Source organism: Dongia sp. agr-C8, from assembly GCF_054658695.1.
In genome coordinates this window covers 490,571-511,918 of the sequence record NZ_BAAGHZ010000002.1, presented here as the reverse complement: position 1 = coordinate 511,918, position 21,348 = coordinate 490,571, and the positions used below count along the sequence as shown (strand labels likewise).

The window sequence follows — 21,348 nt, the reverse complement described above, 5'->3', positions numbered from 1 at the left end:
CGCGGCCTAATCCACCAGGCTCTTCAGCCAGCCCCGCACCGCCGCGGGATCGGGTAAAGCCCAGCGCGCCTGCTCCGCCGCCAGGCCGGCGACGGCGATGCCGGCGCCGCCGAGCTCGACCGCCGCGCGGATGCCGTCGAGATCGGTGCGATCGTCACCGGCGAAGACCGGCTTTCGTCCGGCGAAGCCCGGCATCTGCATCAGGCTGCGCAGCGCGACGCCTTTGCTCTGCCCGCGCGAGCGGATCTCGTAGATCATATGCCCGGGGAGGATTTCCCATTCGGCGCCGAGCTGCAGCGTCGCGATGGCCGCACGCAGCGCCGGCTCCGCTTCCGGAGCCTGACGAAAGTGAAAAGAGAAGGCGGGGCCTTTGTCTTCGCCACGGACGCCCGGCCATTGCCGCTTCAGGTCGTCGATGATCGCCCAGACCCGCTCCTGCAGGGCCGCGGGCAGGGGCGGGTTGATTTCGGTGACCGCCCCGCCGGCAACGGCGCGCAACTCGCCGCCATGCACGCCGGCCATCGGCAGCCCGGTCTCGCCCAGCAACCCATCCAATACGGCGATGGTTCTGCCGGACAGGATCGCCAGTGCGCCGTCGAGCGCATGATGCAGCTTCTTCAGCAGCGGCACGAGGTCGGGCGGCACCACCACGGATTCCGGCGTCGGCGCGATCTCGATCAGCGTCCCGTCGACATCGAGGAACAGGGCCGTCTCGGTGAGCGGCAGGCGCGGCGGGGCTGCGGTCATTGCGGCTTCGATTTGCCGCGCCGCCGCGCCTCCTGGCCCCAGCGATTGACGCGGCCGCTGTCGATGCCGAAGAGGTCCAGCACCCGGCCGAGGCTGTGATCCACCATTTCCTCGAGGCTTTGCGGCCGCGCATACATGGCGGGGACGGGCGGGGCGATGATCGCGCCGATCTCGGTGGCATGGAGCATGTTCTTTAAATGCCCGGCATGGAGCGGAGTTTCCCGCACCATGAGAACCAGGCGACGGCGCTCCTTCAGGGTGACGTCGGCGGCGCGGGAAATCAGGGTCGTGGTGACGCCGGTTGCGATCTCCGCCAGGGTCTTCACCGAACAGGGCGCCACGATCATGCCCATGGTCTGGAAGGAGCCGCTGGAAATCGGCGCGGCGAGGTCGTCGGCGCCATGCACCTGGTCGGCCAGCGCCTTGACGTCTTTCAGCTTCCGATCGGTCTCATAGGCCAGGGTTTGTTCCGCTGTACGGGACATGATCAGGTGAGTCTCGATCACCGTCGGCTTCAGCAGCTCGAGCAGCCGCAGGCCGTAAACAACACCGGAGGCGCCGGAAATCCCGATGACCAGGCGGGGCGGATGATGCGCGGCAGGAGCAGGGCTCTGAGGAGCCGAAGATCGACGGGAAATCATGGAGATGACGTGTTTCCTGGAATGGTGCGGGCTTTGCTTGCTGAAAGCTTAACGGAGACGGCCCGCCGCGGCGAATCGCCCGCCGTCTTCGCTCTGTCATTTACTCCGGTCGCGGATTGGAGTTAGCATTGTGCCTCTAACGTCCCACCGACGCAAACCGCAGCGTCCGACCGCAACGTCTAACCGGGAGAGTTGGGAATGAACGCAGAGCCTCATCTTGAGTCCCTCAAGATCAAGCATGCAGACCTCGAAGCCAAGATTGCCGCCGAAGAGTGCAGGCCCCACCCCGACGACGAGATCATCCACGATCTCAAGAAGCAAAAGCTCCGGATAAAAGACGAGCTTTTCGGCCACCAGCGACACGCTGGCCGCTAGCCCCAGATACACCAGAGACCGTCGCTTAGGCGCCTTCCGAAGCGAAGGCTAAGCGTACCGTCGCCTCCACGGGCGGCTCCTTGAGAGCCGCCCGGTCGGCGCCGTTGACCCGGCAAGAATGGTGGCTTGACCCGGTCCGTCCTGTGCGGCTAATTTTATTTCATGACCGCGACCCGTTTCGCCCTGGAGCTCCTTCGACTTATCGCCCCGACGCGCTGATCGCGTCGGCCGCAGGGCTTCGTTCGAAGCCCGCCTCCCAGAAGTCGATTTTATCCAGTTTCTTGAACGGGTTGAGCCATGTTCCCCACCGCAGTGAAGTCTGACATTCTGAACCTTTCGCTCAGGGCGTCTCTGCGACTTCGCGGCGGCCGCCGGGGCCAGGGTGACGGCCGGCGGCCGGTTTTTACGTCACGCCGCGATCGTTGTTGAAGATATTTGAGCCAGGATTTGAGGATGTCCGCCATGCGCGTTGACCCCAGTACCAAGTACAAGCCGTTCCAGCCGTTCAACTTGCCCGACCGCCGATGGCCGAGCCGGACCATCACCAAGGCGCCGATCTGGTGCAGCGTCGATCTTCGTGACGGCAACCAGGCGCTGATCGAGCCAATGGGCCCGGAACGCAAGATGCGCATGTTCACGACCCTCGTGCGCATGGGCTACAAGGAGATCGAGATCGGCTTTCCCTCGGCCTCGCAGACTGATTTCGATTTCTGCCGCGAACTGATTGAGGGCAAGCACATCCCCGACGACGTCACCGTCCAGGTGCTGACCCAAGCGCGCGATCACTTGATCAAGCGCACCTACGAAGCGCTGGTCGGCGCGCGGCGCGCCATCGTCCATGTCTACAACTCGACCTCGACCTTGCAGCGCCGCGTCGTCTTCAACCAGGACATGGCGGGCATCAAGGCGATCGCGGTCAACGGCGCCAAACTGGTGCGCGAGCTGGCCGAGAAGCAGACCGGGTCGACCGAGTTCGTCTACCAGTACAGCCCCGAGAGCTACACCGGCACCGAGATCGATTATGCGATCGAGGTCTGCGAGGCGGTGATGGATGTCTGGGAGCCCACGCCGCGGAAGAAGTGCATCCTCAACCTGCCGGCGACGGTCGAGATGTCGACGCCGAACATCTACGCGGATTCGATCGAGTATTTCTGCCGCAACATGAAGAACCGCGAGAGCGCCATCATCTCGCTCCACCCGCACAATGACCGCGGCACCGGCGTCGCCGCCGCCGAGCTGGGCGTGATGGCCGGCGCCGACCGCATCGAAGGCACGCTGTTCGGCAACGGCGAGCGCACCGGCAATGTCGATCTCGTGACCTTGGGGCTGAACATGTTCACCCAGGGCGTCGATCCGGAAATCGACTTCTCCGACATCAACGACATCATGCGGACCGCCGAATACTGCAACCAGCTGCCAGTGCACCCGCGTCACCCCTATGCCGGCGACCTGGTCTTCACCGCCTTCTCCGGATCGCATCAGGACGCGATCAAGAAGGGCTTTGCCGCGATGAAGCAGTCGAACAGCGGCGAATGGGCGGTACCTTATCTGCCGATCGACCCGCAGGACGTCGGCCGCGACTACGAGGCGGTGATCCGCATCAACAGCCAGTCCGGCAAGGGCGGCGTCGCCTATATCCTGGAGAAGGATCACGGCATCACCCTGCCGCGCAAACTGCAGATCGAGTTCAGCCAGATCGTCCAGGAAATCGCCGACAAGACCGGCAAGGAAATTTCCAGCGAGGTGATCTGGCGCGCCTTCAACGACGAGTATCTCGGTCTGGAAGAGCCTTACGCCTTCCTTGACCAGCAGACCCTGACCGACACCCATGCGACCGAGATCCGGAACCTGACGGCAAAGCTCCGCGAGAACGGCGCCGAAGTCGAGATCAACGGCCGCGGCAACGGCCCGATCGATGCCTTCATGGATGCGATGAAGAAGCATTCCGGCATCGAGTTGAAGGTGGTCGACTACCGCGAGCATTCGGTCGGCCTCGGCAACGACGCCGCCGCGGTCGCCTATCTGGAGACCCGGCTCAGCGACGGCCGCACGGTGTTCGGCGTCGGCATGAATCCGAACATCGTCACGGCAAGCCTCAAAGCCGTGGTCTCGGCCGCCAACCGAGCCAAGCTCGGCAAGGTCCGCGAGACAGCGGGCCCGGCCGAGTAACTGATGGAGGAGACGCGCAGCGGCGGCTGCGTCTGCGGCGCCGTGCGGTTCACGGCGAGCGGAGCACCGCTGCGCGTCACCCTCTGCCATTGCACCTGGTGCCAGCGCCGCACCGGCACCGCCTTCGGGACCGAGGTGGTTTATGAAGGCGTCCAGGTGACGTTCACCGGCGAGCCCGCGAAATACCGGCATCACTCCGACGAATCCGGCCGCTGGCTGGACGTGGAGTTCTGCCGCACCTGCGGTACGAATCTCGGCTTCTCCCTGGAAGCGGCGCCCGGATTGCGCACGCTCCCGGCCGGCGCTTTCGATGACCCCAGCTGGATCCGGCCAGAGCGGGTTACCTTCAAACACGTGTTCCTGCGCTCGCGCCGCCCGTGGTCGGATCTTTCTTCGCGGGTCGAGCAATACGAGCGGCACTTCCGTGGTTGAGAGCAGGCGTCCGCTTCCCAAGCTCGGCTGGCGGCGGACGCGCGCGGCGCTGCTCTCGCCGATCGTGTGGCGCCGGCGGGCGGTGTTCCTGCTCGGCGCGATCGCGGTCGGCGGTGCCGCCGTCGGCTTCGCCAAGAGCGCAGACCTCGCCCAGTCGCTGTTCCGGCAGATGGCCGGCCAGTGGCCGCTGGCGCCGCTGCTGGTCACCCCGGTCGGGTTCGCGCTTCTGTCCTGGCTGACCAAGACCTGGTTCGACGGTGCGCAGGGCAGCGGCATTCCGCAGGCCATCGCCGCCCGGCGCAGCCAGGATGAGGCGCATCGCGGCTTGTTGATGAGAGCGCGGGTGACCACGGGCAAGATCGTCTTCACCATCCTCGGGCTCGCGGTCGGCGCATCGACCGGGCGCGAGGGCCCGACCGTCCAGGTGGGCGCCGCGATCATGTTCGCGATCGGACGAATCGGCGGAATCGGGCGGCAACCTGGGCTCATCCTCGCCGGCGCCGCGGCCGGCGTCGCCGCGGCGTTCAACACGCCGCTCGCGGGCATCGTCTTCGCGATCGAGGAGATGGCGAAGGCCTTCGATCGGCGCATGAACGTGCTGGTGATCGCCTCGGTGGTGATTGCCGGGCTGACCAGCCTCGCCCTGATCGGCGACTACAGCTATTTCGGCCAGGTCTCGACGCATCTCGCGACCCTCGGCGATTGGAGCGCGGTTGCGCTCTGCGGCGTGGTTTGCGGCGGGCTCGGCGGCTTGTTCAGCCGTGGCGTGATTCACATCGCGACATCGCAGGCCGGCTGGATCGGCCTGCTGCGACGGCATCGCATCCTGTTCGCCGCCGGCTGCGGATTCGCCGTTGCGATCCTCGGCCTGCTGACCGATGGGTTTGCGACCGGGACCGGCTATGCGCCGACCCGCGCCGCGCTCGAGACCGGTACGCTCCAGCCGTTCTGGTACGCGCCGGCGAAGCTGGTCTCGACGCTGTTGTCGTCGGTCAGCGGTGTACCGGGCGGGCTGTTCTCGCCCTCGCTTTCGGTTGGTGCCGCATTCGCGTCCATCATCCACGCCTTCACGCCGGCGGTGGACATCCGGGCGCTTTCGCTGCTGGCGATGGTCGCCTATTTCGCCGGCGTGGTGCAGTCGCCGCTCACCGCCTTCGTGATCGTGCTGGAGATGACCAACGACAAGGCGATGGCGATGCCGCTGATGGCGACGGCGCTGCTGGCTGCGGGCGCCTCGCGACTGGTCTGTCCCGAGCCGCTTTATCACGCGTTGTCCTACAGCTACGATCCACTCCGAACGCGCGACGCATCCTGACAATTCCGGGCCGGGTAACGCGCTAGGCTGAGCACGAGGCAGCAGGGGAGCTGGATGCATTGGGTTGGAAGTCGCTCCTATGGCGTGACACTGGTGGCCTTGGCCGGTGTGCTGTGGAGTACCGGCGGGCTGTTCGTGCGCGCGCTCGCGGCGCTCGACCTCTGGACCATGGTGACCTGGCGATCGCTGTTTGCGGCCTTGGCCCTCGCCGCCGTCATTGCTGCCTTCAACCGTTCACGCAGCCTCGATACGTTGCGGCGCCTGGGGCGGCCCGGCCTGATCGCGATCCCGATCGCGCTGGTCTCGATGACGTCCTTCGTCGTTGCGGTTTGGCTGACCACGGTCGCCAACGTGATGATCGTCTACGCGACGGTTCCCTTCATCGCCGCCGGCATCGGCTTCCTGTGGAACGGCGAGCGGCCCAGTCGCCGCATGCTGGCCGCCGCTGCCTTAGCCTTTCTGGGCGTTGCGATTATGGCCGGTGCCTCGGCCAGCCGCGATGATGTGCTGGGCTGTGCCGTCGCGCTGTTGATGACCGTCACCTTCGCGACGCAGCTGGTCATGGCGCGGCGCTATCCGATGCTGGAGATGGCGCCGGTGAACGGCGCCGGTGCCGCCTTGTGCGCGCTTGTCTTCTTTCCCTTTGCGGCGGCACAGGTTCCCGACGCGCAACAGCTCGGCATCCTGCTGCTGTTCGGCATCGCGACCACGGCCGGCGCCTATGTGCTGTTCCTGATCGGCGGACGCTATATCCCGTCCGGCGAGGCGGGATTGGTCGGCATGCTCGACGTGGTGCTGGCGCCGCTCTGGGTCTGGCTGCTGTTCGACGAGCGGCCGGGCAGCGCCGCGCTGATCGGCGGGGTCGTCGTGCTCGGCGCGGTGCTCTGGTATCTGATCGCGGAGCTGCGGCTCAGCGCTGGTCGAGCTTGAACTCGATGCGGCGGTTCTTGGTGTAGGCGTCTTCGTTGTCGGCGGGATCGAGCGGGCTGAACTCCGCGAAGCCCGCCGCCGCCAGCTTGTCCTCGGGGATGCCCTTGCTGGCGAGATACTTCACGACTGCGATGGCGCGCGCGGTCGAGAGCTCCCAGTTCGACGGATAGAGGCCGCTGGTGATCGGCCGCTTGTCGGTATGGCCGTCGACCCGGAGCACCCAGTTGATGTCCGCCGGGATCTCCTTGGTGATCAGGATGAGGGTGGTCGCCAGCGTGTCGAGCTGGTCGCGCCCGGCCTGGCCGATCTCGGCCGAGCCGGAAGCGAACAGCACTTCCGACTGGAACACGAAGCGGTCGCCGACGATGCGGATGTCCTGGCGGTCGCCCAAAGCCTCGCGCAGGCGGCCGAAGAACTCGGAGCGATAGCGCGCCAGCTCCTCGACCTTGGAAGCGAGGGCGGAGTTCAATTTCGAGCCCAGGTCGGCGATCTGGACCTGCTGCTCCTTGCTCTTCTGCTCGGAGGCCTCCAGCGCCAAAGCGAGCTGTGCCAGCTGCTCGCGCATCGCCAGGATCTGCTGGTTGAGCAACGCCACCTGGGCTTCCGACTGGCTGGTGATCTGCTTGGCGTTCTCGTCGGCGGTCAGCAGCTTCTTCTGCAGGTCGTCGCGCAGGCTCTCGAGCGCGGCGATGTCCGAGAGCAGGGCTGTGATCTTGGTCTGGTCGGCCTCGATGGTCTTGTAGGCGTCTTCCAGCTGCTTCTGCTTCTCCTGGCTCGCGGCGATCTTGGCTTGCGCGTCCTCGATCTTCGACTGGGCGTCGCCGAGCTGCGCCTTCAGGTTGTCGCGCTCGCCGATGATCACGGTGAGGCGGTTCTGCAGGGCGTCGCGTTCCTGCGTGGACTTGGTGAGCGCAGATGAGAGCTGCGAGAGCTGGACCTTCAGCTGCTGGGAATTGCCACGCTCCATGGAAAGCATCTCGGAGAGCTCGTTCAGCTGCTGCGAGAGCTTGGCGAGCGTCTGGTCCTTGCCGGTCAGCGCCTGGCTGAGATAGAGCTGTGCGACCACGAAGATCATCAGCACGAAGACGATGACCATGAGCAGGGTCGACAGGACGTCGACGTAGCCCGGCCAGGCTTCCATGCTGCGACGGCGGCGGCTGGCGAGCGCCATGCTGGCTTAGCTTCCGGGGGTGCGCTCGAGGCCGGCCGCCACGGCGATCGTGCGGGTCAGGACCTTGATCTCCGAACGCAGGTCCTGGACGGCGATGGTGCGGCCTTGGGCGAGGTCGTCGGCCAGGCGGTTCAGGAGGCCGTCGATATTGCGCAAATGGTTGCGGCTGTTGGCGTCGAGACCGAAGCCTCCGCTGGAGGCGAGCTCGCCCAGCCGCTGCATGAACATCCGCATCTCGCTCTGGCTGTCGGCGAGGCGCTGCATGACCTGCTGCTCGGTGCGGAGCTGGTCGTTCAACTGGCCGATCTGGTCCGCCAGCAGCTTGAAGTTGGCGCCCTGCTGATGGCGGTTGTCTTCCGCCCGGCCGATGGTTCGCTGCAATTCGCCCAGGCTTTCCGCGGTCTGTTCCAGCAGGGCCTGAATATAGGCCGGCACCGGCTGGTCGCCTTCGATCAGCGTGCTGCCCGAGGTGATCCGGGTCTGACCCGAGAGCCAGTCCTCCAGTTCGTTGAAGAAGCGCGCCTGCGCCTGTCCGGCGCGCAGGTCGAGGTAGCCCAGCAGCAGCGAGCCGGAGAGGCCGAACAGCGAGGCGGAGAAGGCGATGCCCATGCCCGAGAGCGGGCCTTCCAGGCTCTGCTTCAGGCTTTCGAACATGCTGGCCGGATCGCCGTTGGTGCCGACCTTCATCCCCTTGATGGCCGCCGCGACGGAATCGATCGTGTTGAGGAGGCCCCAGAAGGTGCCAAGCAGGCCGAGGAAGATCAGCAGGCCGGTCAGATAGCGCGAGATCTCGCGGCTTTCATCGAGCCGCGACTGGATGCCGTCGAGCAGCGAGCGCATCGCCGAGGCGGAGAGGCTGAGCTTCCCGCCGGTCTTGTCGCGCAGCATCGCCGCCATCGGCGCCAGCAGCCGCGGCTGGGCGGTGCTGAGCTTATGGCCGCCGGTGCGGAAGTTCTCGACCCAGGAGATGTCGGAATTGAGCTGGATCACCTGCCAGAACAGGTAGAGCGCGCCGACCGCCAGCACGCCGAGGATGAAGGAGTTGAGGAACGGATTGTGGAAGAAGGCGAGGACGATCTGGTCCCAGAGCCAGCCGGCGACGAAGCCCGAGGCGAGCAGGCCGACGATCATCCACAACAGCTGGCTGGTCGGTCGGCTCATGCGATCGCTCTATGCCTCGGGGCCGGATTGGTGGGAGGTCGCACGCCGGGTTCAGGAAGCCGGAATGATGTCGACGCGGTCGGCCGGGCCGCCTTCGGCCTTGTTGCCGAGCGCGCGGACGTCGATGCGGGTCGAGGGCACGCCGGCCTTCATCAGGTAGCTGCGGATCGCGAGGCCGCGAGCCAGCGATTTCCGACGCGCCTTGCTCTCGGTGTCCTCGGTGCCGGCAGCATAGGACAGGACCTGGATGCGCTTGTCCTGATTGGCCAGCATGTCCTGGGCGATGGCGTCGAGGCTGGCGGTCGCTTCGGCCGGAACATCATCGGACTCGCCCGTGTAGAGAATGCGCGCGGCGCCGGCGGGCAGCGCCCCGGTGCCTTCTGCGGCCGGCGGCGGCGTGCCTTCGGCCGGTGCGGCGGGCGTAGTTTCCGGTGCGGCGACGGCGGCCTGCTGCTCGCCCTGGGGCTGCGCCTCGGTGCCGGTGGCGGCGCTGGAGGCGGGCGGCGTCTCCGGCGGCGTTTCGGCCGTCTGGGTCTCAGCCGGAGCCGTTGTGGTCTCGGCCGGTGCCGCCGGGGGCTGGGCTGCCGGCTGCTCGACGGGCGAGGGCACTTCGGTCGGCATGGTCTCGGGCTGGGCCGGCGGGCTGGACTCGCCGCTTGGCGCCATGGCCTGGTCGGTGGCCGTGCTCGGCGCGCTCTGGGTCGGCGTGGTCACCGGCAGCGTGGGCTCGGCCGGTGCCGCTTCGCCGGAGGAGTCGCTCTGGGTCGCCGTGCTGGACGGCAACGGCTCGGCCGGTGCCTGTTCCACCGGCGCCGGCTCGCTGGCCGCCATCTGCGTCGGCGCGTTCGGCGCGCGCAGCACCACGGCGCCGCTGCTCGAAGATCCGGCGACCTGCGAATAGGCCATGAAGCCCGGCGGCACGGCCGGTGCCTGGGTGACCTGGGCGCCGAAGGGATTGGTGAAGGTCGGGCGCGGCGCTGCGGCAATCACGCCCAGGGGCGCGTTGGCGCAGCTGCAGCTTCCCGCGGGAAGGGCGGAGCCCGGCAGCGCTCCACGCGTCACCGGGCCAGGTCCGGAGCCGAGACCGATCACGCTATAATCGACCGTGACGTTGCTGCCGTTATCGGCGAGGTAGGTTTGCGCAGCGGCGGGCAGGGCACTGCCGCCGATGCCGCAGAACGCGACGAAACCTAGGTAAAAAGCGCGGCGACCAGCCCGAATCGTCATCATTGCCTGCCAGGAGACATCCCGTGACCTTGGCCTAACCAAGGCGCACAAAACTACAACGCATGCCCTTGAAAAACCACAACGATGTTGCGGCAGGCTCAGCCCTTTGGCGGGTTTGGGTTTTCCCGCCCATCCACCGCCCCGAGTCGCCCAGTCCCCTCGTCATGCCGGGACTTGATCCGGGCATCTCGCTCCAGATTGGCACGAGATTGCCGGGGCACGCCCGGCAATGACGTTATCCAAATCAGGCGTTGCCGAGCAGGGCCTGGAGCGGGGCGTGCAGGGTGTTGTTGGTCGCCAGCACCGAACCGGACTGCAGCATGGTCTGGCCGCCCTTCAGGTCGCTGACGTAACCGCCCGCCTCCCTGACCAGCAGAATCCCGGCGGCGATGTCCCAGATCGAGATCTCTTCTTCCCAATAGCCTTCGCAGCGGCCGGCGGCGACATAGGCGAGGTCGAGCGCCGCCGAGCCCAGGCGGCGCACGCCCGCGGTCTCCCGCATGGCGGCGTCGAGCTGGCGGCCGAACTTCGCGCGGTCGCCATGGCCGATGAAGGGAATGCCGGTGAAGAGCAGTGATTCCGGCAGCTGCTTGCGCCCTGAGACGCGCATGCGGCGGTCGTTGCAAAAGGCGCCGGCGCCCTTCTCGGCCCAGAATGTCTCGTCCCGGATCGGGTCGAAGACCAGGCCGGCGACGATCTCACCCTTGGCTTGGAGCGCGATCGAGATCGCGAAATGCGGCACGCCGTGCAGGAAATTGGTGGTGCCGTCGAGCGGGTCCACGATCCAGGTATGGTCGGGATCGCTGCCCGGGATCGCGCCGCTTTCCTCCATCAGCAGGCCGAAGTTCGGCCGGGCCTTCTGGAGCTCCTCCCGGATCGTCCGCTCGGACTTGTGGTCGGCGGTGGAGACGAAGTCGCCCGGCCCCTTGGTCGAGACCTGGAGTTGCGAGACTTCGCCGAAGTCGCGCTTCAATGCGCGCGCCGCCTTGTCGGCGGCCTTGGCCATCACGTTGATGACGGCGGAACGGGTCGCCATTTTGAATCTATCTCAGTCTTTGGCGCGTTCGACGTAGGTCGCATCGGCGGTGTTGACCACGATGCGGGTGCCGGCGGCGATATGCGGCGGGATCATGACGCGGACGCCATTCTCCAGCTTGCCCGGCTTGTAGGAGGATGAAGCGGTCTGGCCCTTCACCACGGCATCGGCCTCGACCAACTCCATGGTGACGGTTTCCGGCAGCGAGACCGAGATCGGCGAGCCTTCATAGCTCGAGACGGTCACCACCATGCCTTCCTGCAGGAACACCGCGGGGTCGCCGATCAGCTCGGCGTTGAGCGTGATCTGCTCGTAGGTCTCCTGCTCCATGAAGGTGTAGTCGTCACCGTCGGAGAACAGGAAGGAGTATTCATGCTCGTCCAGGCGCACGCGCTCGACCGTCTCCGAGGAGCGGAAGCGTTCGTTGAGCTTGGTACCGGTGCGGATGTCCTTGAGCTCCACCTGGAGATAGGCGCCGCCCTTGCCCGGCTGGGTATGCATGGTCTTGACCGCGCGCCAGAGCTTGCCCTGGTGCTCGATGATGTTGCCGGGCTTAATGGAGTTGCCGTTGATCTTCATCGGAGAAATCCGCTCATTCGATTGATCTGTTTGGGAAAATCGGCGCGGAAACTACCAGGAACGCCCCGTGCAGTAAACCGGCCCGTATGCATGCTCTGAACGCGCCGCTTCCATACCTGATTCCGATTGGTTGGCAAGGGTTTACTGTGTTAACTCCAACCCCTCCGGCGAAGCCGGCTTCTGGACTGATTGGCGCCGCATCAGGGGTGGCGCCCCAAACGGAGACTGCCGCAGATGACCCAGTACCGCTCCCGCACCTCGACCCATGGCCGCAACATGGCGGGCGCCCGCGGCCTCTGGCGCGCAACCGGCATGAAGGACGGCGATTTCGGCAAGCCGATCGTCGCCATCGCCAACTCCTTCACCCAGTTCGTCCCAGGGCACGTGCACTTGAAGGACCTGGGCCAGATGGTGGCCCGCGAGATCGAGGCCAACGGGGGTGTCGCCAAGGAGTTCAACACCATCGCCGTCGATGACGGCATCGCCATGGGCCATGACGGCATGCTCTACAGCCTGCCCTCGCGCGAGATCATCGCCGACGCGGTCGAATATATGGTGAACGCGCATTGTGCTGATGCTTTGGTCTGCATCTCCAACTGCGACAAGATCACCCCCGGCATGCTGATGGCCGCCTTGCGCCTCAACATCCCGACCGTGTTCGTCTCCGGCGGACCGATGGAAGCGGGCAAGCTGGTGATGAAGGACGGCAAGCTGCACGCGCTCGACCTGGTCGATGCGATGGTCGCGGCCGCCGACGACAAGGTCTCGGACGAAGAGGTGGACAAGATCGAGCGCAGCGCCTGCCCGACCTGCGGCTCCTGCTCCGGCATGTTCACCGCCAATTCGATGAACTGCCTGACCGAAGCACTCGGCCTGGCCCTGCCCGGCAACGGCACGACGCTCGCGACCCATGCCGATCGCAAGGAGCTGTTCCTCGAAGCGGCACGCACCGTGGTGCGGCTCACCAAGCGCTTCTACGAAGGCGATGACCAGAGCGTGCTGCCGCGCTCGATCGCCTCGTTCAAGGCGTTCGAGAACGCGATGACCCTCGACATCGCCATGGGCGGCTCCACCAACACCGTGCTGCATCTGCTGGCCGCGGCCTATGAGGGCGAGGTCAACTTCACCATGAAGGACATAGATCGACTCTCTCGGCGTGTGCCGAACGTCTGCAAGGTGGCGCCGGCGGTTTCCCATGTCCATATCGAGGACGTGCACCGCGCCGGCGGAATCATGTCGATCCTGGGCGAGCTCGAGCGTGGCGGCTTGATCCACCGCGGTCTCCCGACCGTGCACTCGGCCACCATGGGCGATGCGATCGACCGCTGGGACGTGACCCGCGCCAACGATCCGAAGATCCACCACTTCTTCAAGGCCGCGCCCGGCGGCGTGCCCACGCAGGTGGCCTTCAGCCAGGACCAGCGTTTCGACAGCCTCGACCTCGACCGCTCCAAGGGTGTCATCCGCGATATCGAGCATGCCTTCAGCAAGGACGGCGGCCTCGCCGTGCTCTACGGCAACATCGCGCTCGAGGGCTGCATCGTGAAGACCGCCGGCGTCGATGAATCGATCCTGAAATTCTCCGGCCCGGTGAAGATCTTCGAAAGCCAGGATGCCGCGGTCGAAGGGATCCTGCTGAACCAGGTGAAGCCGGGCGACGTCGTCGTCATCCGCTACGAGGGGCCGAAGGGCGGGCCGGGCATGCAGGAGATGCTCTATCCGACCAGCTATCTGAAGTCGAAGGGCCTCGGCAAGCAATGCGCGCTGATCACCGACGGGCGCTTCTCCGGCGGCACCTCGGGCCTCTCGATCGGCCACGTCTCGCCGGAAGCGGCGGAGGGCGGGGCCATCGGCCTGGTCCAGGAAGGCGACCGGATCGAGATCGATATTCCGAATCGCACCGTCAATCTCGTGGTGAGCGATGCCGAGCTTGCGAAGCGGCGTGCCGCGATGGACGCCAAGGGCGCTGCTGCCTGGCAGCCGGCCGAGAAGCGGCACCGCCGGGTGACGACGGCACTTCGCGCTTACGCGGCACTGACGACGAGTGCTGCCAAGGGCGCGGTGCGCGTGGTACCATAGGCGGGAAGACCTAGACTAGCGCCTCCGGGGGGAGGGGCTGAGGGGAAGACGTGCGGACAGCTGCCTGTATTGCGTTCGTGCTGGGACTGGCCGGCGCGATCGCCCTGATCGCCTGGCAAGGCTTCGGAACCGTATCCGTCGCCATGGGTACGCTTGGCGCCGGCGTCCTGCTGCTGCCGCTGATCTATGCGCCGCATTACTTCGGCGCGGCCGGATCCTGGAGTCTGAACTTTCCGGAAGGACGGCGGCCGGCCTTCGTGAAGATCCTGCGCGCGATCTGGATCGGCATCGCGGTGGAGACGCTGATGCCGCTCGGCGGCCTCGCCGCCGAGGTGGTGAAGGCGCGCCTGCTGATCCGCGACGGCACCCGCGCGGCCGACGCCGCCTCGCTGGCAGTGGTCGATATGACGGTGCAGATCGTCGTGCTGACATTCTGGGCGCTGCTCGGCTTCAGCGCGCTCGTCGTCACCGGACCGGACGAGACCTTGTTCTGGCCGATCATCACCGGCGCCGCCTTCCTCGCGCTGGCGATCGGCAGCATGCTCTATGCACAATACGCCAACCTGTTCGGCAAGCTGGCGCAGTGGGGGGCGCGCAGCCTGCGCTCTCCGCGCTGGCAGGGGCTCGCCGACAACGCGCAGCATCTTGACCGCACGATCCGCGCGATCTATGCGCGGCCGTTCCGCGTCGCCGCTGCCTGTGCGATCCGTTGCGCGACGCGCGGCTTGATGGCGGTGGAGATCTGGGTGGCCGCCTGGCTGATGCACAACCCGATCACCCCCTCCGACGCAGTGATGTTCATCGGCGTCATCTGCACGCTTCGCGCCGCCGCCTTCGTCGTCCCCGGCGGCTGGGGCCTGCAGGAAGGCGCCTATGTCCTGCTCGGGCAGTTGATCGGGCTCGAGCCCGAGATCGCGCTGGCGCTGTCGCTCGCGACCCGTGCCCGGGAATTGATGACCGGGGTTCCGGCGCTGCTGCTCTGGCAGCTCATCGAGGGCCGCAGCCTGCACCGGCTGATCGGGGGGCGACCGGAGCCGATGGCCTCAGAGCTGGACCCAGCTTAGCCACTGGCCGGGATGACGCAGCACATAGGGCTCGCTGCGCCGGGCGAAGCCCTGCACCGCGGCTGAGATCGCATCGTCGCGCGCACCATCGAGGGCAATCTCCGGCTCGACCGTCACTTCGACCACGCCGTCCGCGGCGCGGAAGGCGAAGACCGGCAGCAGCTTGGCCCCCGTCATCCGCGCCAGACTGGGCGCCCCCGGCGCCAGCGGCAGGGTGCCATCGAGAAATTTTGCATCGACGGTGCGGCCCGTGCCTCTCTGCCCGGTGATGCTCACCACCTGGTTGGCCTTCAGTCGCTTTGCCAGCGTCTGCAACGCGGCATTTTGGCCTTGCAGCGGCAGCAGCACCCGCTCGGCGATATAGCGGTCCTCGATCCGGGTCTGCAGCCGGTTCAGGTATCGCACGCCGAACTTCGTCGCCGAGAAGCCGTGCGCCGGCGTGCTCAGGTGGACGACGTCGAGCCCGGCTCGGCGAAAGCCAATCTTCGCGCCGAGATGGCCGTGGAAGGCGTGGCTTACCCAGAGCACCGCGCCGCGTCCGGCTTCGAGCGCGGCATGGACATGCTCGAGGCCGGCAATGCGCACCGCCGGCTCCCAGCCGTCGGGGCGATGGCATTTCAGCAGCTGGAAGAAAGTGAGAATGCCTTCGGCTCCCATGTCGCGCAGGATCGCCTTGGCCGGCTGCTCGGCCAGCCGCACCCCGAGCGTTCTGCGGATGCAGGCTGCCGTGGCCGCGGCATCCTTGGTGAGGTCGCCGATCGCCATTGGGCTCAAGAGCCGGCCGAGCGCCGGCCAGACGGGCTCGGGCAGGAACCAGGCGGGCAGGGTGAAGAACGGCGCGCCGACCAGCACACCGAGATCGGTTCCCGAGAAAGAACGCTGCGGACCCAAGTCAGGCGGCGCTGCTGCGCGCCTTCAGGCTGTGCGCCGCGAGGGTCCGGCCGAGATCCCAGATCGCACCCGGCACGCGATGGCTGTCCGCCACCACCTGCTCGAAGCCGCGGCGGATCCAGGCGCGGTCCTCCTCGTTGAGCGTCAGCGGCGGAATGAGCTTGATCACGTTCATGCCGTAGCCCGCGACCTGCGAGAGGATGCGGTGCTGCTTGAGCAGCGGGATGGTGATGAGCTGGCAGAACAGCCCCTTGTTGGCCTGCTCCAGCAGCGCCCAGGCGGCTTTCAGCGAGAGCGACTTCGGCGTACCGAACTCGATCGCGATCATCATTCCCTTGCCGCGCACCGCCTTCACGAACTCATGGGGTTCGACCAGAGCCGCCAGATCGGCGCGGATGCCCTCGCCGATCCGGGCGGCGTTCTCGATCAGCTTCTCGTCCTCGAGCACCTGCAGGGTGGCGAGGCCGGCGGCCATGGCAACGTCTGTCTTGCCGAAGGTCGAGCCGTGCACCACCGCGCGGTCCATGCGGTCGAAGATCCTGTTGAAGGTCGGCTTCTTCATCGCCACGGCGCCGACCGGGACGAAGCCGCCCGAGAGCGCCTTCGCCAGCAGCACCATGTCGGGCTCGACGTCCCAGTGGTCGATGGCCAGGAACTTGCCGGTGCGGCCGATGCCGGTCTGGATCTCATCGACCACGAAAAGGGCGCCGTGTCGCCTGCAGAGCCGCGCCGCCTCGCGGAGATAGTCGTCGTCCGGAATGTTGACACCCTTGCCCTGGATCGGCTCGACGATGAAGGCCGCGACGTCCCCGGCCGTCAGCGCGCGGTCGAGCGCCATCAGGTCGTTGAACGGAACGGATTGGCAGTACGGCAGCAGCGGGCCGAAGCCGTCTCGGAAATGATCGTCGCCGTTGAGCGAAAGCGCGCCGTAGGTCAGGCCGTGAAAGGCATGGTCGCAGAACAGGATCCGGTCGCGCCCGGTCGCGGCGCGGCTGAATTTCATCGCCGCCTCGACCGCCTCGGCGCCCGAATTGCAGAAGAACATCTTGTCGAGCCCGCGCAGCTTGGGCAACAGCCGCTCGGCCAGCAGGCCGCTCAGCAGCGACACGTCCATCTGCACCAGGTTCGGCAGTTCCGCGGTCAGCACCTGCTGCAGCGCCCCGATCACCGTCGGATGATTGCGTCCGACCGCGAACACGCCGAAGCCGCTCAGGAGGTCGAGATACCGGTTTTCATCCCGGTCGTACAGATAGGCGCCCTTGCCCCGCACGTAGCCGCGGTCGAAGCCGATGGTCTTCAGCATCCTGACCATCTGCGAATTGAGGTGCCTGTCGTAAAGATCGTACTTTTCAGCCGATCGGTCCGCCAGAATCGCGTTCATATCGATCGGCATGAGTGACTTCCCCGCGGTGACGGCCCCCGCCGCAAGCCGGCAGCGAGAGCCAATTCCCGATTCTTCTGTCAGGAAGAGGAAAGCGTCAAGGTGTCCTCGGGAGCCGGTTTGCCGCACGGCGCCGGAACTCCGTTACGATCCTGACAACGAGATAGCCGACGAAGATTGCCAGGAGTGCGTTCGGGAAGCCGTCCGGTCCGAACCGGTTCATCGCCAAGCCGCAGGCCACGGATCCGGCCAGGGCACCGAGACCCCAGGCGGTCGAGAAGGCGGCGGTGCCGGCGATCAGGTCGGCGCCCTGGAACCGGTCGCCGAGCTGCGCGAGGCCGATCGTGTAGATGCCGAAACCGGCGGCGCCCAGATAGAGCATCAGCGGCCAGACCAGGCTCGAGTTGATGGCAAACGGCAGCGCCACGAGACCGATGATGGCGAGCACGAAGCAGGCCATCATCATCTGCGTCTTGCCGACCTTGTCGGCAATCCAGCCGATCGGAATCTGGAAGAACACGTTGCCGAACGAAAGGGCGGTGATCAGCACCGCGCCGGCCTCGACGCTCAGGCCGCTGCGCACGCCGTAGACCGAGAGGAAGGCGAGCATGCCGCCGTCGAAGATGGCGTGGACGAAGATCGCGCCCAGCAGCATCGGTGCCTTGGGCAGGAAGTCCAGCATCGGCACGTGCTCGTAGTCGGCCTCGCTGGCCTGGGCGGTCAGCATCGACATCGGCAGGGCGGCGAGGCAGAGCACGGCCGCGCCGATCACGAAGGGCAGGTAGCCGTCGATGCCGACCCAGCCGATCACCGCGGCGCCGACGCCGAAGGTTGCCGAGATGCAGGTCGCATAGGCGCCGACGATCAGGCCGCGCCACTTGCCGGCGGCACTGGTCAGCACCCAGGCTTCGCTCAGGGCGAACAAGGTGGCGACGGTCATGCCCTGGGTGAAGCGCAGCACGAACCAGGCCGGCAGCCAGTCGATGGTCGGATAGAGGATGAAGATCGCCCCGGTCGCGAAGGCCATGAACAGCGCGACGCGCTTGGCGCCGAAGGCATGCGACAGACGCGGAATGAACAGCCCGGCGACCAGAATGCCGATCGGCGCCATCGCGGTGTTGAAGCCGATCATGCGCGGGCTGACGCCGTCCGCTTCCATGTTGAGCGAAAGCAGCGGAAAGATCTCGCCGAGCGAGAACGCAAACACGCAGACCGCGGCGCAGGCCGCGATCAGATTGCGCCAGCTGACGGATTCTTCCCGCGCGCCCACATCCATCCCCTCAAATTGCGGCGCACACTGGCCCAGAATCATTTCATGGACAAGCGCGGCGGGTTTGTCTTCCATGCGGGTCAAGCATGCGACGGGAGCGTATCGACCATGACCTTGCAGATCGCGGACCGCTGGTTCGAGGAAAGGCATATTGGAGACGGCATCACCTTGCTCTGGGAGCCGCATGTGATACCGCTGATGCGCTGCAATATCTGGCATGTGCGCGGTCGGGACCGCGATCTGCTGATCGACACCGGCATGGGCGTCGCCAGCCTGCATGACGCGACGCGGCATCTGATCGACAAGGCGGTGCTCGCGGTCGCGACCCACACGCATCTCGATCATACCGGCGGGCATCACGAGTTCGAGGAATGCCTGGTGCATGCCGCCGAGGTTTCGACCCTGACCGAGCCGGAGTACGAACTCAGCCTGCGCAACGAGGTCTATTTCAGCGCCGAGGGGCGGCGCAAGCTGGCGGCGGCCGGCTACGAGATCCCCGACGGCTGCATGATCACCGCGGTCCCCCATGCCGGCTACGACCCCGACCGCTATCGCCTGAAGCCGGCCAAGCGCGTGCGGACGGCGGAGGACGGCGACATCGTCGACACCGGCGATCGCAGCTTCGAGGTGATCCATCTGCCGGGTCATTCGCCGGGCAGCATCGGCCTCTGGGAAGAAGCCACCGGCACGTTGTTCTCCGGCGACGCGCTCTATGACGGACCCTTGTTGGACCAGCTTTCGGGCTGCAGTGTCCCGGACTATCTCCGGACCATGGAGCGGTTGCGCGGGCTGCCGGTCCGCGTGGTGCACGGCGGGCACGACCCCAGCTTCGGCCGCGCGCGGATGCTGGAATTGATCGACGATTACGTCGCCTCCCGTACCTAGTCCCGTTCCGACCGCTGCGACAGGTTGTCGTCGGCGCGTGGACCGCTGCGGTCTCTGTAGGGAATGATCACCGCCGCACGGCTTGTGAAATAGGTCCGCTCTGTCAGAGCCTTACCATCCGCGGGCGGCGGAAAGCGCGGGGTGGAAGGAGCCGGGACATGATCGAGATCAAGGGCTTGCGCCGCATCGCCGATGTCCTAGCAACATCTTCTTAACCCCACAGAGTCAGAGTTCTGCATCGGTTCGTCCCGAGCCGGAGAGAAGGACTCGTCATGCTGAAGCGCGTGAAAATTCAACACAGGATTGCAGCGGTTATTCTGCTGATGACCATCGGCTTGGTCGCCATCATGTCGGTCAGCCTGATGGAACTGCGCGACACCCTGCTGAAGGACCGTCGCACGATGGTGAAACAGGAGGTCGAGACGGTGCTGGGCCTGCTCGACTCCTATGCCGAGCGCGCCAAGAAGGGCGAGCTGACGGTGGAGGAGGCGCAGAGCCAGGTGCGCGAGATCGTGCACAAGATCCGCTACGGCAACGGCGACTATTTCTTCGCCTATGACTTCGACGGCGTGGCCAAGATCCAGGCCGGCAAGCCGGAATCCATCGGCAAGAACCTGATCGATCTCACCGATCCCGACGGCGTGAAGCTGATCGCGCGGCTGATTGATGCAGCCAAGGCCGGCGGCGGCTACGTGAATTATCGCTTCGGCCGCGCCGGTTCCGAGGTGCCCGTGCCGAAGGTGTCGTATGCCGCCGTGCAGAAGGACTGGAACTGGATGGTCGGCACCGGCGTCTACATCGACGATGTCGATGCCGAGTTCCGTCATGTCGCGATCCAGCTTGGGATCATCATGGCGGTGGTACTGCTGGTTGGCCTGGGCAGTGCCTTCGTCATCGCCCGCGGCATCACGCGGCCGATCAAGGCGATCACCGACCGCATGGGCCGGCTGTCGCAGGGCGACCTCACGATCGACACGCCCTATACCAATCGCGGCGACGAGGTCGGCGACCTCGCGCGCTCGCTCGGCGTCTTCAAGGACAATGCGCAGAAGATGGAAGCGATGCGCAAGGCGCAGGAGGAAGCCGAGCGCAAGGCCGAGGAAGAGCGTCGCGCGGCGTTGCTTGGCATGGCGGACGATCTCGAGAGCTCGGTCGCCAAGCTGGTCGGCGTGCTGGCGGATTCCGCCGGCAACATGAAGTCGGCTGCCACCAGCATGAACGGCCTGACCGACCAGGCGGCCCGGCAGGCGACCACCATCGCCGCAGGCTCGCACGAGGCGAGCCAGAGCGTCCAGACCGTCGCCGCCGCGACCGAAGAGCTGACTGCGGCGATCGGCGAGATCAACCAGCAGGTGACCCGTTGCACCGTGGTCTCGAAGGAAGCCGTCGAGGCGGCGACCGCCGCCAATGCCGACGTCGAGTCGCTGACGGATTCCGCGCAGCGCATCGGCACGGTGGTCGGCCTCATCAACGACATCGCCAGCCAGACCAACCTGCTGGCGCTGAATGCGACCATCGAGGCGGCGCGCGCCGGCGAGGCGGGCAAGGGCTTCGCGGTGGTCGCCTCGGAGGTGAAGCAGCTCGCGACCCAGACCGCCAAGGCGACCGAGGAGATCGCGACCCTGATCAACGGCGTGCGCACCATGACCGACCGTTCCGCGGTCTCGATCAAGAAGATCGCGGAGACAATCCGCGGCGTCGATGACATCGCCACGGCGATCGCCGCGGCGATGCAGGAGCAGGGTGCCGCGACCGCGGAGATCGCGCGGAACGTCGAGCAGGCGGCCAATGCGACGACCGACGTCTCAAAGACCATCACCGAGCTCAGCGGCGCGACCCAGGAGGTCGGCCAGTCGGCCGGCCTGGTGCTCTCGGCCTCGGACGGCGTGGTGCAGAATGCCGGCAGCCTGAAGCAGCAGATCGCCGCCTTCCTCACCCAGGTCCGCGCCGCCTAAGCGACGGCTCGATCGAACGACGGCGGGCCGGCCCTCCCGG

Annotated in this window: 19 protein-coding genes; 9 read left to right on the top strand and 10 right to left on the bottom strand. The window is 66.4% G+C overall.

What is annotated here, in order from left to right:
* Nucleotides 1–6 precede the first annotated feature (6 nt).
* Both otsB and ACYQ4T_RS09925 read right to left on the bottom strand, forming a co-directional pair.
* Entirely contained in the window at nt 7–747 is a 741-nt protein-coding gene (gene otsB, locus ACYQ4T_RS09930) for a trehalose-phosphatase (RefSeq protein WP_459853210.1), read from the bottom strand.
* Nucleotides 744–1,388: a UbiX family flavin prenyltransferase gene (locus ACYQ4T_RS09925; RefSeq protein WP_459853208.1), complete on the bottom strand. Its 645-nt coding sequence runs from the start codon at nt 1,386–1,388 to the stop codon at nt 744–746. Before ACYQ4T_RS09925 ends, otsB begins: the two co-directional genes overlap by 4 nt.
* Before the next feature lie 198 nt (nt 1,389–1,586).
* Between ACYQ4T_RS09925 and ACYQ4T_RS09920 the strand changes: the two genes are divergently transcribed.
* The 5 genes from ACYQ4T_RS09920 to ACYQ4T_RS09900 all read left to right on the top strand — a co-directional run bounded on the left by ACYQ4T_RS09920 (nt 1,587) and on the right by ACYQ4T_RS09900 (nt 6,609).
* The gene (locus ACYQ4T_RS09920; RefSeq protein WP_459853205.1) at nt 1,587–1,763 is read left to right on the top strand and encodes a YdcH family protein; all 177 of its coding nucleotides are present in this window, start codon (nt 1,587–1,589) and stop codon (nt 1,761–1,763) included.
* Nucleotides 1,764–2,225: 462 nt separating this feature from the next.
* On the top strand, nt 2,226–3,932 hold the full coding sequence (leuA, locus tag ACYQ4T_RS09915; protein ID WP_459855175.1) for a 2-isopropylmalate synthase: 1,707 nt from the start codon (nt 2,226–2,228) through the stop codon (nt 3,930–3,932).
* Nucleotides 3,933–3,935: 3 nt separating this feature from the next.
* Nucleotides 3,936–4,364: a GFA family protein gene (locus tag ACYQ4T_RS09910; protein WP_459853203.1), complete on the top strand. Its 429-nt coding sequence runs from the start codon at nt 3,936–3,938 to the stop codon at nt 4,362–4,364.
* Nucleotides 4,357–5,679 (top strand): chloride channel protein, encoded by a 1,323-nt coding sequence (locus ACYQ4T_RS09905; RefSeq protein ID WP_459853201.1) that lies wholly within the window; start codon nt 4,357–4,359, stop codon nt 5,677–5,679. Before ACYQ4T_RS09910 ends, ACYQ4T_RS09905 begins: the two co-directional genes overlap by 8 nt.
* Nucleotides 5,680–5,733: 54 nt before the next feature.
* Nucleotides 5,734–6,609: a DMT family transporter gene (locus ACYQ4T_RS09900; RefSeq protein WP_459853199.1), complete on the top strand. Its 876-nt coding sequence runs from the start codon at nt 5,734–5,736 to the stop codon at nt 6,607–6,609.
* On the opposite strand, the gene ACYQ4T_RS09895 is transcribed toward ACYQ4T_RS09900, so the two are convergent.
* The 5 genes from ACYQ4T_RS09895 to efp all read right to left on the bottom strand — a co-directional run bounded on the left by ACYQ4T_RS09895 (nt 6,590) and on the right by efp (nt 11,783).
* Nucleotides 6,590–7,780 carry a peptidoglycan -binding protein gene (locus ACYQ4T_RS09895; RefSeq protein ID WP_459853196.1) on the bottom strand — a complete coding sequence of 397 codons (1,191 nt, stop codon included), beginning with the start codon at nt 7,778–7,780 and terminating at the stop codon, nt 6,590–6,592. The genes ACYQ4T_RS09900 and ACYQ4T_RS09895 overlap by 20 nt on opposite strands.
* A gap of 6 nt (nt 7,781–7,786) precedes the next feature.
* Entirely contained in the window at nt 7,787–8,941 is a 1,155-nt protein-coding gene (locus ACYQ4T_RS09890; RefSeq protein ID WP_459853194.1) for a flagellar motor protein MotA, read from the bottom strand.
* A 51-nt stretch (nt 8,942–8,992) separates the two neighbouring features.
* A complete protein-coding gene (locus ACYQ4T_RS09885; protein ID WP_459853192.1) occupies nt 8,993–10,171 on the bottom strand; it encodes an OmpA family protein in 1,179 nt (392 codons plus the stop codon).
* Nucleotides 10,172–10,412: 241 nt separating this feature from the next.
* Nucleotides 10,413–11,204 (bottom strand): inositol monophosphatase family protein, encoded by a 792-nt coding sequence (locus ACYQ4T_RS09880; RefSeq protein ID WP_459853189.1) that lies wholly within the window; start codon nt 11,202–11,204, stop codon nt 10,413–10,415.
* 12 nt (nt 11,205–11,216) lie between these two features.
* Complete coding sequence (gene efp / locus ACYQ4T_RS09875) at nt 11,217–11,783, bottom strand: elongation factor P (RefSeq protein WP_459853186.1); 567 nt, start codon at nt 11,781–11,783, stop codon at nt 11,217–11,219.
* A 234-nt stretch (nt 11,784–12,017) separates the two neighbouring features.
* Between efp and ilvD the strand changes: the two genes are divergently transcribed.
* Both ilvD and ACYQ4T_RS09865 read left to right on the top strand, forming a co-directional pair.
* Nucleotides 12,018–13,862, top strand: coding sequence for a dihydroxy-acid dehydratase (gene ilvD, locus ACYQ4T_RS09870; RefSeq protein WP_459853184.1), 1,845 nt, complete (start codon nt 12,018–12,020; stop codon nt 13,860–13,862).
* A 50-nt stretch (nt 13,863–13,912) separates the two neighbouring features.
* The gene (locus ACYQ4T_RS09865) at nt 13,913–14,926 is read left to right on the top strand and encodes a lysylphosphatidylglycerol synthase domain-containing protein (RefSeq protein WP_459853181.1); all 1,014 of its coding nucleotides are present in this window, start codon (nt 13,913–13,915) and stop codon (nt 14,924–14,926) included.
* Here ACYQ4T_RS09865 and ACYQ4T_RS09860 read toward each other — a convergent pair.
* The 3 genes from ACYQ4T_RS09860 to ACYQ4T_RS09850 all read right to left on the bottom strand — a co-directional run bounded on the left by ACYQ4T_RS09860 (nt 14,906) and on the right by ACYQ4T_RS09850 (nt 18,468).
* Nucleotides 14,906–15,817, bottom strand: coding sequence for a lysophospholipid acyltransferase family protein (locus ACYQ4T_RS09860; RefSeq protein WP_459853178.1), 912 nt, complete (start codon nt 15,815–15,817; stop codon nt 14,906–14,908). The genes ACYQ4T_RS09865 and ACYQ4T_RS09860 overlap by 21 nt on opposite strands.
* 1 nt (nt 15,818) lies before the next feature.
* Complete coding sequence (locus ACYQ4T_RS09855; RefSeq protein ID WP_459853176.1) at nt 15,819–17,210, bottom strand: aspartate aminotransferase family protein; 1,392 nt, start codon at nt 17,208–17,210, stop codon at nt 15,819–15,821.
* Between the two features lie 85 nt (nt 17,211–17,295).
* Nucleotides 17,296–18,468 carry an MFS transporter gene (locus tag ACYQ4T_RS09850; protein ID WP_459853174.1) on the bottom strand — a complete coding sequence of 391 codons (1,173 nt, stop codon included), beginning with the start codon at nt 18,466–18,468 and terminating at the stop codon, nt 17,296–17,298.
* A gap of 108 nt (nt 18,469–18,576) precedes the next feature.
* Here ACYQ4T_RS09850 and ACYQ4T_RS09845 point away from each other — a divergent pair, with 108 nt between their 5' ends.
* Both ACYQ4T_RS09845 and ACYQ4T_RS09840 read left to right on the top strand, forming a co-directional pair.
* Nucleotides 18,577–19,353, top strand: a complete 777-nt coding sequence (locus ACYQ4T_RS09845) for an MBL fold metallo-hydrolase (RefSeq protein ID WP_459853171.1) — start codon at nt 18,577–18,579, stop codon at nt 19,351–19,353.
* A gap of 323 nt (nt 19,354–19,676) precedes the next feature.
* Nucleotides 19,677–21,308: a methyl-accepting chemotaxis protein gene (locus tag ACYQ4T_RS09840; RefSeq protein WP_459853168.1), complete on the top strand. Its 1,632-nt coding sequence runs from the start codon at nt 19,677–19,679 to the stop codon at nt 21,306–21,308.
* The last annotated feature ends 40 nt before the right edge of the window (nt 21,309–21,348 follow it).

Excerpts from the sequence above, each read along its gene's own strand:
- otsB (WP_459853210.1), bottom strand. The coding sequence starts at position 747 with ATGACCGCAGCCCCGCCGCGCCTGCCGCTCACCGAGACGGCCCTGTTC.
- ACYQ4T_RS09925 (WP_459853208.1), bottom strand. The coding sequence starts at position 1,388 with ATGATTTCCCGTCGATCTTCGGCTCCTCAGAGCCCTGCTCCTGCCGCG.
- ACYQ4T_RS09920 (WP_459853205.1), top strand. The coding sequence starts at position 1,587 with ATGAACGCAGAGCCTCATCTTGAGTCCCTCAAGATCAAGCATGCAGAC.
- leuA (WP_459855175.1), top strand. The coding sequence starts at position 2,226 with ATGCGCGTTGACCCCAGTACCAAGTACAAGCCGTTCCAGCCGTTCAAC.
- ACYQ4T_RS09910 (WP_459853203.1), top strand. The coding sequence starts at position 3,936 with ATGGAGGAGACGCGCAGCGGCGGCTGCGTCTGCGGCGCCGTGCGGTTC.
- ACYQ4T_RS09900 (WP_459853199.1), top strand. The coding sequence starts at position 5,734 with ATGCATTGGGTTGGAAGTCGCTCCTATGGCGTGACACTGGTGGCCTTG.
- ACYQ4T_RS09895 (WP_459853196.1), bottom strand. The coding sequence starts at position 7,780 with ATGGCGCTCGCCAGCCGCCGCCGTCGCAGCATGGAAGCCTGGCCGGGC.
- ACYQ4T_RS09890 (WP_459853194.1), bottom strand. The coding sequence starts at position 8,941 with ATGAGCCGACCGACCAGCCAGCTGTTGTGGATGATCGTCGGCCTGCTC.
- ACYQ4T_RS09885 (WP_459853192.1), bottom strand. The coding sequence starts at position 10,171 with ATGATGACGATTCGGGCTGGTCGCCGCGCTTTTTACCTAGGTTTCGTC.
- ACYQ4T_RS09880 (WP_459853189.1), bottom strand. The coding sequence starts at position 11,204 with ATGGCGACCCGTTCCGCCGTCATCAACGTGATGGCCAAGGCCGCCGAC.
- efp (WP_459853186.1), bottom strand. The coding sequence starts at position 11,783 with ATGAAGATCAACGGCAACTCCATTAAGCCCGGCAACATCATCGAGCAC.
- ilvD (WP_459853184.1), top strand. The coding sequence starts at position 12,018 with ATGACCCAGTACCGCTCCCGCACCTCGACCCATGGCCGCAACATGGCG.
- ACYQ4T_RS09855 (WP_459853176.1), bottom strand. The coding sequence starts at position 17,210 with ATGCCGATCGATATGAACGCGATTCTGGCGGACCGATCGGCTGAAAAG.
- ACYQ4T_RS09845 (WP_459853171.1), top strand. The coding sequence starts at position 18,577 with ATGACCTTGCAGATCGCGGACCGCTGGTTCGAGGAAAGGCATATTGGA.
- ACYQ4T_RS09840 (WP_459853168.1), top strand. The coding sequence starts at position 19,677 with ATGACCATCGGCTTGGTCGCCATCATGTCGGTCAGCCTGATGGAACTG.